Source organism: Xenorhabdus griffiniae, from assembly GCF_001028135.1.
GTDB lineage: Bacteria > Pseudomonadota > Gammaproteobacteria > Enterobacterales > Enterobacteriaceae > Xenorhabdus > Xenorhabdus bakwenae.
The window spans coordinates 1-12,570 of the sequence record NZ_LDNM01000044.1 but is presented as its reverse complement, the minus strand read 5'-3'; the positions used below and the strand labels follow the sequence as shown (position 1 = coordinate 12,570).

General features: G+C 42.2%; 14 protein-coding genes and 1 pseudogene. 5 read left to right on the top strand and 10 right to left on the bottom strand.

Features of this window, described 5'->3' with window-relative positions; translation table 11 throughout:
* Window positions 1-27: 27 nt before the first annotated feature.
* Both AAY47_RS11015 and gapA read right to left on the bottom strand, forming a co-directional pair.
* Window positions 28-924, bottom strand: a complete 897-nt coding sequence (locus AAY47_RS11015; protein WP_047769806.1) for a D-hexose-6-phosphate mutarotase — start codon at window positions 922-924, stop codon at window positions 28-30.
* A 128-nt stretch (window positions 925-1,052) separates the two neighbouring features.
* Window positions 1,053-2,048, bottom strand: a complete 996-nt coding sequence (gene gapA, locus AAY47_RS11010) for a glyceraldehyde-3-phosphate dehydrogenase (RefSeq protein WP_047769804.1) — start codon at window positions 2,046-2,048, stop codon at window positions 1,053-1,055.
* A gap of 342 nt (window positions 2,049-2,390) precedes the next feature.
* Between gapA and msrB the strand changes: the two genes are divergently transcribed.
* Window positions 2,391-2,804 (top strand): peptide-methionine (R)-S-oxide reductase MsrB, encoded by a 414-nt coding sequence (gene msrB / locus AAY47_RS11005; protein ID WP_047769802.1) that lies wholly within the window; start codon window positions 2,391-2,393, stop codon window positions 2,802-2,804.
* 205 nt (window positions 2,805-3,009) lie between these two features.
* Window positions 3,010-3,291: a YeaC family protein gene (locus tag AAY47_RS11000; RefSeq protein WP_047769800.1), complete on the top strand. Its 282-nt coding sequence runs from the start codon at window positions 3,010-3,012 to the stop codon at window positions 3,289-3,291.
* Between the two features lie 108 nt (window positions 3,292-3,399).
* Here AAY47_RS11000 and pncA read toward each other — a convergent pair whose 3' ends face one another.
* The 3 genes from pncA to sppA form a co-directional block, all read right to left on the bottom strand.
* Window positions 3,400-4,035 carry a bifunctional nicotinamidase/pyrazinamidase gene (pncA, locus tag AAY47_RS10995; RefSeq protein ID WP_047769798.1) on the bottom strand — a complete coding sequence of 212 codons (636 nt, stop codon included), beginning with the start codon at window positions 4,033-4,035 and terminating at the stop codon, window positions 3,400-3,402.
* Between the two features lie 24 nt (window positions 4,036-4,059).
* Window positions 4,060-5,079, bottom strand: a complete 1,020-nt coding sequence (gene ansA, locus AAY47_RS10990; protein WP_047769797.1) for an asparaginase — start codon at window positions 5,077-5,079, stop codon at window positions 4,060-4,062.
* 109 nt (window positions 5,080-5,188) lie between these two features.
* Window positions 5,189-7,066, bottom strand: coding sequence for a signal peptide peptidase SppA (gene sppA / locus AAY47_RS10985; protein WP_047769795.1), 1,878 nt, complete (start codon window positions 7,064-7,066; stop codon window positions 5,189-5,191).
* Window positions 7,067-7,235: 169 nt separating this feature from the next.
* On the opposite strand from sppA, the gene AAY47_RS10980 reads away from it, so the two are divergent.
* The 3 genes and pseudogenes from AAY47_RS10980 to AAY47_RS10970 all read left to right on the top strand — a co-directional run bounded on the left by AAY47_RS10980 (window position 7,236) and on the right by AAY47_RS10970 (window position 9,659).
* Window positions 7,236-7,787 (top strand): NAD(P)H nitroreductase, encoded by a 552-nt coding sequence (locus tag AAY47_RS10980; protein ID WP_047769793.1) that lies wholly within the window; start codon window positions 7,236-7,238, stop codon window positions 7,785-7,787.
* A gap of 58 nt (window positions 7,788-7,845) precedes the next feature.
* A pseudogene (locus tag AAY47_RS10975) lies at window positions 7,846-8,289 on the top strand (AIR synthase-related protein); the annotation flags it as partial.
* A gap of 185 nt (window positions 8,290-8,474) precedes the next feature.
* Window positions 8,475-9,659, top strand: coding sequence for a tyrosine-type recombinase/integrase (locus AAY47_RS10970; RefSeq protein WP_047769792.1), 1,185 nt, complete (start codon window positions 8,475-8,477; stop codon window positions 9,657-9,659).
* Here AAY47_RS10970 and AAY47_RS10965 read toward each other — a convergent pair.
* The 5 genes from AAY47_RS10965 to AAY47_RS10945 all read right to left on the bottom strand — a co-directional run bounded on the left by AAY47_RS10965 (window position 9,636) and on the right by AAY47_RS10945 (window position 12,482).
* Window positions 9,636-9,857, bottom strand: a complete 222-nt coding sequence (locus AAY47_RS10965; protein ID WP_047769790.1) for a helix-turn-helix transcriptional regulator — start codon at window positions 9,855-9,857, stop codon at window positions 9,636-9,638. The genes AAY47_RS10970 and AAY47_RS10965 overlap by 24 nt on opposite strands.
* A gap of 160 nt (window positions 9,858-10,017) precedes the next feature.
* Entirely contained in the window at window positions 10,018-11,400 is a 1,383-nt protein-coding gene (locus tag AAY47_RS10960; RefSeq protein WP_047769788.1) for an SNF2-related protein, read from the bottom strand.
* 40 nt (window positions 11,401-11,440) lie between these two features.
* Window positions 11,441-11,890: a hypothetical protein gene (locus AAY47_RS10955; protein ID WP_047769786.1), complete on the bottom strand. Its 450-nt coding sequence runs from the start codon at window positions 11,888-11,890 to the stop codon at window positions 11,441-11,443.
* A gap of 126 nt (window positions 11,891-12,016) precedes the next feature.
* Window positions 12,017-12,283 carry a VRR-NUC domain-containing protein gene (locus AAY47_RS10950; RefSeq protein WP_047769783.1) on the bottom strand — a complete coding sequence of 89 codons (267 nt, stop codon included), beginning with the start codon at window positions 12,281-12,283 and terminating at the stop codon, window positions 12,017-12,019.
* Entirely contained in the window at window positions 12,240-12,482 is a 243-nt protein-coding gene (locus AAY47_RS10945; protein ID WP_047769781.1) for an ANR family transcriptional regulator, read from the bottom strand. Before AAY47_RS10945 ends, AAY47_RS10950 begins: the two co-directional genes overlap by 44 nt.
* Window positions 12,483-12,570: the final 88 nt, after the last annotated feature.

The window sequence follows — 12,570 nt, the reverse complement described above, 5'->3', positions numbered from 1 at the left end:
ATCTTGGTTTTGGAATAAATGCCTGTTCTATATCCCACTTGATTGATTATTATCTGCAAACTTACGGCAGCGGATCATGACAGAAAGTCTGTCAGGGTTGCCATTCTTAGGCTGCAATGGGTTATTGATACGTGCAGTTTCGATACACGCCATATTCTTATAACCTTCTTTGCTCATATCTTTCATACTACTGGAAAGTGCAGCGCCAGGATTCCAGCAGACGACTTCGCTATGGTGATAGTGGTGTATTTCAATTGTTCGTTTCCATAGCGGATCTCTGAGCAGGTTAAAATCGTCTGGTTTGGTATAAATTCGGTCTGTTCTCCCGCGGAAGACTAAATCTTCATCAATATATTGCTCACTCTCGGTGAGAGTATCAATAAAATGTGAACCAAGCCCGCTAATCTGAATTTGATTGATGTCACTCACATTGAAGTATGAGTGAAGAGCACACGTGGCTTGATATTCACCGTGGGGTTCTAATTCTATTTCGCAAGTTTCCCCCAATTTAAAGCGGGCAATCAGCGTGAATTCATGTGGCCATAACTTACGGGTATATGCGTTATCCTGCAATGTGAATGTCAAAATAACGCCATTTTCATTCTCATCATGAGCTTTGAGTTCCCAGGGGAGTATCCGTGCAAATCCATGACTGGGCGCTGCAAACGCACCAAACCAAGGCCAACAGATGGGAATACCACCACGAATAGCAGTACCTGCGCTGAAAAGCGTGTTATCACTGACCCATAATACGGGTTTTTCGTTATTGGGTTGCCAGGTAATCAGGTGTGCACCTTGAAGGCTGATCACGCCGCGAGCTTTAGGATGGGAAACAACAATTAACGGAAAACCATCAATGTTTCGCTGGCTAATATAAGGGGAGAGCTGTTCTACAATCGGTAATGAGAAAATTTTATCAAGCATCTGTCATGACCTTATGTACACTTAAATTGGCAGTTGAACTAAGGAATAAGAATATCTCAATATTTTAGTTATATAAACATAAAAGCCACCTGAAAACAGATGGCTTTTGAAAGTGGATAAAAGCTCGATTATTTGGAGATGTGAGCGATCAGATCCAGCACTTTATTGGAATAACCGGTTTCGTTGTCATACCAGGAAACCAGTTTTACAAAGTTATCGTTCAGCGCGATACCTGCTTTTGCATCAAATACAGAAGTCAGTTTTTCGCCGTTGAAATCAGTGGAAACCACGTCATCTTCAGTATAGCCCAGAATGCCTTTCAGTTCGCCTTCTGCCGCTTCTTTAATCGCGTTACAGATTTCTGCATAAGTTGCTGGTTTAGCCAGACGTACAGTCAGGTCAACAACAGATACGTTAGGAGTAGGAACACGGAAAGACATGCCGGTCAGCTTGCCGTTCAGTTCAGGGATAACTTTGCCTACTGCTTTTGCTGCGCCAGTGGAAGAGGGGATGATGTTCTGTGCTGCACCACGGCCACCACGCCAGTCTTTTGCTGAAGGACCATCAACCGTTTTCTGGGTAGCGGTTGTTGCGTGAACTGTCGTCATCAGACCTTCAATGATACCGAATTTGTCATTAATAACTTTAGCCAGTGGAGCCAGACAGTTAGTGGTACAGGACGCGTTGGAAACGATATCCTGGCCTGCGTAGGCACGGTGGTTGACACCCATAACGAACATTGGCGTATTGTCTTTGGATGGACCGGTCAGAACAACTTTTTTCGCGCCAGCCGCGATATGCTTACGTGCAGTTTCGTCGGTCAGGAAAATACCCGTTGCTTCTGCAACAACATCAGCACCGACTTCGTTCCATTTCAGGTTAGCTGGGTCTCTTTCAGATGTCACACGGATGGTTTTGCCGTTAACAACCAATTGACCGTCTTTAACTTCAACAGTGCCGTTAAAGCGGCCGTGGGTTGAATCGTATTTCAGCATGTATGCCATGTATTCTGCATCCAACAGATCATTGATCGCAACGATTTCAATGTCTGAGCGCTCTTGAGCAGCACGGAAAACAATACGGCCGATACGACCAAAACCGTTAATACCTACTTTGATAGTCATAGTATTCCACCAGCTATTTTTTAGTGAATTAAAAGTTGTTTCTAAAGTTACCAAAATCTTGCCAGCCGTCAAGCGGAATCGTGTCAACAATTGAAAAAGATCAATTTAATAATCACTATTCAGACGATTGTTATACAGCTGGAGCAAGCTCTACGTACACCATTATCGGGGTATAAGGAGATATTTAAAGTTACCATTGGTTAGTTATGTGAGACTTATCACAATTAGTAAAGTAAATTGCTATGTTGGATGGGTTAGAATGCATTTTGACATTTTGGTGTTAATTTTGGGTTGTTTCCGATGATATTTTATTGAAAATATTGACCTTAAAAGGTGATCATTATGACTAAAAGTCAAAATATTTCCCTTTCTATAAAACAGCTTAGTAAAATACAGCGCTATGTTACGCAAGAAGCAGGTACTGAGCCGCCGTTTTCAGGAAAATTACTCCATAACAAAAAAAATGGTATCTATTATTGCCTGTGTTGCCGCCAGCCATTATTTGTTTCTGATACGAAATTTGATTCGGGATGTGGATGGCCGAGCTTCTACCAACCGATTCGTGATGGTTCTGTTACATATATTGATGATTATTCTCATAATATGCATCGGATAGAAGTGCGTTGTAGCCAATGCCAGGCACATTTGGGGCATATCTTTCCCGATGGTCCCAAACCGACAGGAGAACGTTTTTGTATTAATTCAGCAGCGCTGCGTTTTGTTGATAAAGAAACAGGCGAAGAAACGACAGGTTAATGTTACGTTTGAATATTCTGAATTTAAATGAGATTTTGGCTTTATGAGCTAAAAAGAAACGATTCAGCTTTTTTTGATAAAATATTTTTAACTGTTCTTAAGGTCAATATATGATTCATACTCATGTTGGCTTACAGCCCTACAAGTAAGATATGTAGTATATGTAGTGAAATAGAGCACATAGCCATTAAGTAAGGAAATTTCGATGAAGTTGGATGATTTACTCTCCGCCATGACGCCTGAAATTTATCAGCGATTAATTCAGGCTGTTGAACTGGGAAAATGGCAGGATGGTGTACCGCTCACACCAGAACAGAAAGAATACAGTTTACAGGCGGTGATGCTCTGGCAAGCAAAACATAATCATGATCCTGAACATATGACGATTGGCACAGATGGCCAAATTACCATAAAAAGTAAACAGGAGTTAAAGGCGATATTTCAGTCTGACATGGTCGCAAAATTAAAACCCCAGTCGGAAGATTGAAATGGCCTGAATTGAGAACCTCGTCCTGTTTTTTGTTAAGGACGAGGTTCTTTTTAGTTTATAAATTAATTTTATTAATGGTTAAGGCTGCTGTAGTAATGGATTAAGTCATAAAATAGATATAATTTCATTTTGTGGAACTAACTTAGCCCCTTTTCTGGCCATTTCTTCAAATGCCCGCTGGCTATCCTCTTTCTGGATATTAACACCCCGGCAGCCATCAACAATGACATAGGTTTCATAACCTAGTGTCAGGGCATCAAGTACAGTAAATTTTACGCAGTAATCAGTGGCGATACCCATGATAAGCAGGCGTTGTATATTTTGTTCTGTTAACCATGCATCCAGGCGGGTTTTACTATTATGGTCATTATCGAAGAATGCACTATAGCTATCTATCTGGGGGTTTTCACCTTTACGGAAAATTTCTTGAATAGCAGATTGATTTAACAAAGCATGAAACTCTGCACCAAACTCTCCTTGTATACAATGGTTCGGCCACCATACTTGAGGAATACCATTGAGTTTTCCTAATGTACCTACTTTTTTTCCTGAGTTTTCTGCAAAACTCATATGGTTAGCAGGGTGCCAATCCTGAGTTGCGATGACCGGGATATTGTTTTCCTGGCATAGCGCAATCACATCATTTGCTGTCTCAATCACTGCGTCGCTATCTTTGACTGCCAGTGTTCCTCCGGTACAAAAGTCATTTTGCAGATCGATAAGTAATAATGCTGTTTTCATCATATTTCTCGACTTATCTATTTGTTATTCATCAGCGTAACTCAATTCTCCCCGCAGATTTTGTTGCATCGAGTCGCGGATCTCTTCAGGGGGATAAGATTGACTCAGTAAATAGTGCAATTTTGTTAAAGCTGCCTCGAAAGTCATGTCATAGCCGCTGATAACACCTGATGCAGCCAGAGAATGACCCGTCGCATAACCTCCCATGTTGACTCGGCCAGAAATGCATTGAGTCAAATTAACCACAATAATGCCTCGTTCCGTTGCTGTCTTTAGCGTTTGCAATAAATCAACGCGTTGCGGAGCATTGCCAACCCCGTATGAGCGTAAAATCAATGCCTTGACGGGTTGCATCAGAATATTTTCTACCACCTGACTGGATAATCCCGGATAGATGGTCACGACACCAATTGGTTGCGATTTGATTGGATTTACAAAGAATTCGCCTTGACTAACAGGTATAGGATTTGTTTTGAAAGTGCGAATATTTATCCCGGCTTCCATCAGTGGGGGGCAGTTCGGGGATGAAAAAGCATTGAAGCCATCTGCATGGGCTTTAATTGTTCTATTGCCCCGAAATAACTTATTGTTAAAAAATAAGCTGACTTCGTTAATAGGGTAATTTGCTGCGAGATACAGTGCATTAAGGAGATTGGTTTGCCCATCGGAACGCAAGGCTTCCAGCGGAATTTGTGACCCTGTCACAATAATAGGCTTATTCAGGTTTTCACACAGGAAGGAGAGTGCTGATGCCGTGAAAGCCATGGTATCTGTACCGTGCAGAATAACAAAGCCATCATAGTCATGATAATTCTGATAAATATCATTTGCGATAATGTTCCAGTCGTCAGGACTCATATCAGAAGAATCAATCAAGGGTTGGTGTTCACGGATCGTGAATGTCGGCATTTCTGGACGGTGAAATTCTGGCATTTTAGCAAGTTGTTGCTGTAAATGACCGGAAACGGGAATGTATCCATTGGGGGAATGTTGCATCCCAATAGTACCGCCAGTGTAAACAACATAGATCGATTTCTTCTGCATGGTAACACCTCAATAAAAACATTTAGCCGGATTATAGGGAGTATCAAGAATAAAAAAAGCCTGATGGTGACATCAGGCTTTAAATTTGTTGAAAACTTAGTCAATTATTTTAACGGATATCGACACAATTCAGACAGAATGTGTAGATATTCTGCGGATCTTTCATATTGTTATAAAATGTAGCTTGTTTTTTCACATCTTGAGCGACTTCGGCAAATGGAGCCGGCAACATTGACTGCAAAGTATTTGGCAATAGTGCTTGTGCTGATGAAGTCATTCCCCGCATGAATTTTTCCGAGAATGAAAATTCAGGCTGCATCCAGTCCAGTGATACATCTTTGATCTTTGCCAGTTCAGCGGCTTTTTTAACGGCGTCATCAAAATCACCCAGCTGATCGATCAAACCATGCTTTTTGGCATCAATGCCACTCCAGACACGCCCCTGAGCGACGTCATTGATCTCGTCTAAAGATTTATTACGAGAGTTTGCAACTAGCCCGATAAACTTACTGTAACCATTTTCAATAGCGAGTTGCATGACATCTGAGAATGTCTGGTTGATACCTTTAGTTGCAGAAATATCGGCTAATGGTGTTGTTGAAACCCCATCGGTATTCACACCAACGTAATTGAGGCTCTTCTCAACGGTTAGAATGACACCAAAAACACCAATCGAGCCTGTTAAGGTACTCGGATCAGCAATAATATAGTTAGCTGGAGTTGATATCCAGTAACCGCCTGAAGCAGTCAATCCCCCCATTGAAACGACGATGGGTTTCGCATTTCCGGTTTTGTCATCCCGGATTGCGGCTAACTCATTGCGAATAATTTCAGACGCCCCGATACTGCCACCTGGGCTGTTTACTCGTAATACGATCGCTTTGATATTGGGGTTATGGTGCGCTTCGCGCAGTTGTTCAACAAGGGTGTCACTGCCAACGATACCCGGTGATTGTTTGCCGTCTAAAATTGCCCCTTCAGCAACAATAACAGCAATGTTGCCTTTATTATTTGTGTTTTGTATTGGTTTTTGGTCAATGTAGTTATAGATACTGATGTAATTGAAATGTTTTTGTTCCTTATTCCAACCAAATTTTTCCTGCATTTTCTTTTCAACGACACTGCGTGGTTCAATATAGTCCACTAGTTTGTTTTGGTACGCATACAGTGAAGCGTCTCCGCCTGCTTTACGGAATTTCTCGATAAAGTTTGCGGTGCCGGGGAAGACCTGATCAGCAGGGATATGCCGGTTAACTGCGATGGTATTTAAATAATCGTTCCACAGTTCGTTGAGCCAGAGGCTGTCAGATGCACGAGCTTCTTTTGACATATCGTCACGTAACATAGGTTCGACGGCTGATTTATAAGTACCTACACGGAAAATATGGGTAGACACTTTCAGTGTATCTAACAATGATTTGTAATATAACTGGTTGGTGGAGAAACCATGGATATCAACAGAGCCTAATGGAGAGAGAGAGATTTCATTGGCATAGCTGGCTAAATAATATTGTGATTGGCTATAAGAATCGCCAATCGCAAAAACAGGTTTGCCTGCCGCTTTAAATTCGTTGATGGCCTTGCCAAGATATCTCATAGAGGTCTGGTTTGTACCGATAAAATCATCCAGCTTTAATACCATGCCAGTAATTTTGGGATCGTTTTTTGCGCGGCGAATGCTGTCAACAATGTCAAACACAGAGGTTTCTTTGTCATTGCTATTGGATGGACCCAAAAGATTTTTGGCGAATTGTTCAAATGGACTGCGATCAGTTACGCGATCAAGAACAATCCCGGATAAGTTAACATACAATGCTCCGTGATAGTTATCGTCAAGTTTGGATTGTTGTTGGTAAACGATGACGCCAACAACGACAACAACAATCAACAGAATAAAAATAAGATTGAAAATAAATTGGCGAACAAAATTTAGGAGTTTCCAGCTCCATTTAAATAATGCTGCCGTGAAGTGCCATAATTTTCGCATATTGTTCTCCGGTCAGGGTATCAAATAGGGTTATCCTAATCATCCTGCTTGAAAATGTCAGCTGGAAATCATGTTATTGATTGAAAAAACAGTTTATGTGCTTTCATTCATTAACGAATAAACAGAGAATGTCGGTCTGAGACAGATTATCTTACTTTAGGAGAAAATAATGAATGCTTTGGAACTTTTGTTAAATCGTCGTTCAGTTTCACGCTTAACAACCCCCGTACCAAAAGATATTGAATTGCAACATATTTTAGCCGCTGGGATGAGAGCGCCTGACCATGGGGCTTTGCGTCCTTGGCATTTTATTGTGATGGAAGGGGAAGGTATAGATAAATTCAGTAATCTCCTTGAAAAAGCCGCAATTGAAGGCGGAATGGGCAAGGAAGTTGAGGAGAAAGCAAAAAATGCCCCTTACCGGGCACCAATGATTATTACCGTTATCGCTAAGGTCGTTGAACATGCAAAAGTTCCGGCATGGGAACAAGTCGTTGCTGCGGGGTGTGCTGTTCACGCAATGCAAATGGCCGCAGTCACCCAAGGTTTTGGCGGTATATGGCGTTCAGGCTCATGGACAGAAGATCCCATTGTCAGAGCGGGCTTGGGATGTGAGGAAAATGACAAAATTGTTGGATTCCTTTACTTAGGAACCCCAGAACTCAGGGCACCTGCAAAAGTCGCAACACCCGATTTGACGAATTTTGTCAGTTATTTCTAATTTGTCAGCAACTTCTTAACTGGAGCGACTCATGTCAACTAAAATCCGTCTGACTCAAGCGAAAGAAACGATGTGCCAGTTGAATAAAGCGGGGACAGATTTTGCAGGAATTGAGGGTGTTACAGCTATGACGGATGTGACAGGCTCCGGTCTGTTAGGGCATTTGAGTAAAATTTGTGGAGATTTTGGCGTTCAGGCGAAAGTCAAATTTTCACAAATTCCGAGATTGTCAGATGTTGATGTTTATATCGAAAAAGGTTGTGTACCTGGAGGCACGGGACGCAACTTTGACAGCGCTGGGCACTTAATTGGAAAGATGATTCCCTGTCAACGTTATCTCCTGTGTGACCCACAAACTTCGGGTGGTTTATTGCTGGCAATTTTGCCGGATGCCGTGGAAGAGGCGAAAGCCGTTGCACGAAGCCACGACATTGATTTTTTTGCTATTGGTGAACTGACTGAGCCAGGCTCAGGTGGAACACTCATTGAAGTTTTTGAATAATTCCATGCGTCTTTTTATTGCAGAAAAATAATCTTAATATCAGATGATGTCGCTGGGTATCAATGGTTTGATTTTTTTATTTAAAATTATTGGCTTTAGTCTCTTGTGGTGTTAAGTGATGTCTTGACATATCACAAAAAACAGGACAACTTACAGGACAACTAAATCTTGTTTGGAGTCCTGCTATGCCCTTAACAGATATAAAAGTACGAAACGCAAAGCCAAAGGATAGGCCGTACAACCTAACAGACGAAAAGGGGTTATACATAGAGATCAGACCCTCCGGCTCAAAATTCTGGAGATATAGATTTTGGGTGACACCAACTAAGGATGGAAGATATACGATTGGCGAGTATCCATACGTAAGCCTTGCCGAGGCGAGGAAAGAAGCTGAATGGGCTAGACAGCAGGTAAAGAAAGGGTTAAATCCAACAGCAGTTAAAAAATCCAATAAGAAATTACTTGATGAAGATAGATTAAATACATTTAAATCGATATCTATAGAGTGGCTAGAAAGAAAAGAAAAGACATTAACCGAATCTACAATTCGAATCTACAGAAGTTTTTTGTTCAATAATTGCTACCCAATTTTTGGCGATAAACCAATCAAAGACATAACATCCAGAGATATACTTGTAGTACTAAAGCGTATCGAGTCCAATGGCTCCCCCTCATCAGCAGTAAAAGTCAGAATGATATGCTCCTCTATTTTCCGGTATGCAGTATCAACTTTACGAGCTGAATTTGATCCTGCCAGCACATTACTTGGGTCAATAATAACCCCAAAAACAAATCACTCCAGATGCCTATCAAGAGAAGAGATAAAACTCTATTTTGAAAGACTTGAGAAATCAAAATCAACTTCAGTGGTAAAATTATTCCTCAAAATTCTCCCTTTTTTGTTCGTTAGGCAATCGGAGTTAAGAGGTGCTCTATGGAGTGAGATTGACATGGAGAATAAGACGTGGATTATAAGTGAGGATAGAATGAAGATGGGAAAGTTACACATAGTCCCGCTTTCTGATTACGTCTTATCGTTAATGACAGATTCAAGAAGATATACTAAAAGCGAAAATATCGATTTAGTGTTTCAGGGAACTAACGGAGGGAAGATAAGCAAATCAACCCCAAACAGAGCAATAGAGAACCTAGGGTTTAAAAGTGGGGATATAACATGCCATGACTTTAGGGCCACTGCATCAACTATGCTGTATGAAATGGGGTTTAGAAGTGAGCTTATAGAGAAGCAGCTATCACACTCCGAAACAAACAAGTCAATAGCCGCATATAATCACGCTGAATACATGAGAGAGAGGATAGACATGATGGAAGAGTGGACAAAGGTGTTACTTGAAATCATCAATAGTTGACTCCTTTTTAACCGGCTCAGCTAAGAAGCCCCTGGATAGAGAGTTGATATAGTGAGTTATGTCGCTCTCTTTCCATTTTGAGTATCTTCCATCCTTGAGAGGCTCTGGTATCTGTCCAGACTTAATCTTTCTATACAGAGTCGGCTTGCTTATCGACATTGCTTTACATACTTGTTTTGCGTTTAAAAGCTTATCCATCCTTCATCTCCTTTCTACGTAGTGCCGCAGCCACATCACAGGTAGGCATTTGCTCTTCTGATATGGCGACATGACACGTTTAAATTCGGGTAGGGCTAGGGCTAGTATTTCTGTTAACCGTTTAGGTTGAATATCAATGTTAAGTAAACGGCGCAGCTTATTACCGGCGTTTCATAGCCTCTAATAAAATGTCCTGAACTTCCCGTTTGGAATTACGCCGTTCCATCACCAGCTCATCGACCGTATCGGTTGCGATAATGTGGTAAATAAACACAGGGCGGTTGTGCCCTGCCTGTATCTGTCGGGTAGGGCCGATACGTTCATTGATTTGCTGATACTGTTCCAGGTCCCACCAGTGGGAGAAAAACACCAAAATGTTTCCGCCGTCTTGCAGGTTCAGGCCGTGACCGGCGCTGGCAGGGTGGGCGAACAATACGGGAATTTTTCCGGCGTTCCAGTCGCGCAGGGTCTGCGGATCTAAATCAAGGTGCCTGCCTTTGGGAAATGCTTTCAGTAACCTTTCTAAATCGTGTTTCCAGTGGTAGGCGACCAGTACAGGCATACCGCCAGACTCATTAATGATGCTGTCTAATGCCTGAATTTTGGCGTCGTGCAGTTCCTGCCAAGCGCCGTTCTCGTCAGTATAGATAGCCCCGCTGGCGATTTGCAGACATTTAACGGTTTTGGCCGCTGCGTTCAGCGCCTCAACCCCGATACTACCCAACTCCATGAACAGCTCTTTTTCCATCGCGCGGTACTGCTGCCGGACTGTGGACGGTAAATCGACACGAATAACATTGTGAATTGGTTCCTGAATATCGAACCAGTCCGCCGCGTTGAGAGCGATGGTCACATCGTTTAGTGCTGTTTGCATTTGCTCCTGAGCAAACGGCCACGGTTCCAGTTTCACCCATGATTGCCCAGGGAACCGAATACTATTGAACCAGCGCGAGGTGAACGCACTGTACGTCCGGCCCAGTCGTTCGCCCTGATCGATAAACCACGATTGCCCCCATAAATCGACCAGACCATTAGGAGAGGGCGTGCCGGTTAAGTTCACCCAGCGGCGTACATGTTTGTGCGCAACTTTTGCCAGAGCGGCGGCTCTTTTGCCTCCTTTACGCAACCGGAATGATTTTAGCCGCGTGCTCTCATCGGCAATGACGGTAGCGAACGGCCATTTGTCCCCCAGCGTTTCCACCAGCCAGACGAGGTTATCGTAGTTGGTGGTGAATACGCTGGCGTTGGTGTTTTTGAGCGCGTCCCTGCGCTCTTTAACATTGCCCACAATGGGCTGAACGTCGATATTGTGGAAATGGTTCCATTTGTCCACCTCATCCGGCCATGTGGAACGAGCCACACGCAACGGGGCCAAAACTAGTGTTGGTTGGGTTTCCATACCCACCATATAAAGATCTTCCAGTGCAGTTAGTGTTGCTACAGTTTTGCCCATACCCATTCCTGCCCACACATTGCAGCGGGGTAAATCCAGTTCGTGATTAATAATAAGGTTTTGGTAGGGGCGTGGTGTGAATGGTTTCATATTTTGCCCCTAATTGACACGTACGTTAATATTATGTGCATCAATTGTTATTTTCATATTCAGTTAACTTAGTGGTGAGAGTTTCTATTTCGGTAAATATTTTTAATAAGATATCTACCTCAATGGGGATTTCAGCTACGTTGTGTTCTTTTGCTAAGTTACATGCTTCTTTAAGTACCTTTATTGCACTTAGTTTTATTTCTCTTTTAATTGTGTCGTCTGTCTTTGGCTCCCTTATTTTATAAATGGAATTTCGGGTTATTATATACCCATCGTTTTTATACGTTTCAGCATTGCGAACCAGAGATGTTATTATCTCATCGCCATCGTTAAATCGTTTTTTACTATCATTAAATACTTTTCCAAATGCCACCGCTTTACCATCCCCGCCCTGTGCGAAATCGGTTAATTCTATTTCTGCGGTGATTTTAGGTGATAATTTATTAATATATGCAGCGAATGATGATTCTTCGTTAAATTCATTGTTCATTTATATTTTCTCCAATTATTAAAAGTATATTACTTCCAATTTATATTCTGGAATTCATAGCTTTCACTACTATTTTCAATGGTAACTATGGGTGATTCGGAGGTGTAAAGTTTTTTACCCCAAAGTTCATAAAATCCCCTCCACATTTTTACTGTCCAAAACAACAACTGTTTGCCCCAGTGCCCGTAGACGTTCGTGTTCCCGTAACTGGTCAGGGCGAGGTTTTTCGCCCGGTGCTTTGCACTCGACAAATATCACACGCCCATTGGGTAAAACAACAATACGGTCAGGAACACCACGGCGACCAGGGGAAACAAATTTATAGGCAATGCCGCCCGCTTTTTTCACCTCAATAACCAGATATCGCTCTATTACGTCCTCTCTGATTTTCATTGAATTGATCCCGTTCAATTTGTTTTAGGCAAAAATCAGAACGAATTTCTGCCCATTTAATGTTTAATTCATTGCGCGAATGCCGCGCCGCTTTATTCCACACTTTTGATGCCCGACGATAATCGCCCTCGCGTTCAATTTTTGCGGCCTCGCGCGCAACCCGATAAAATAACGGGCTGTCTCGGTATTTAAATGACATAGAAAATTCTCAGGTACGGGAACAAGCAGGGCAAGATCACGAATGTTTTTTAGTCAAAAATAAACAGGTTGCTTCGAGTAAAGAGCTG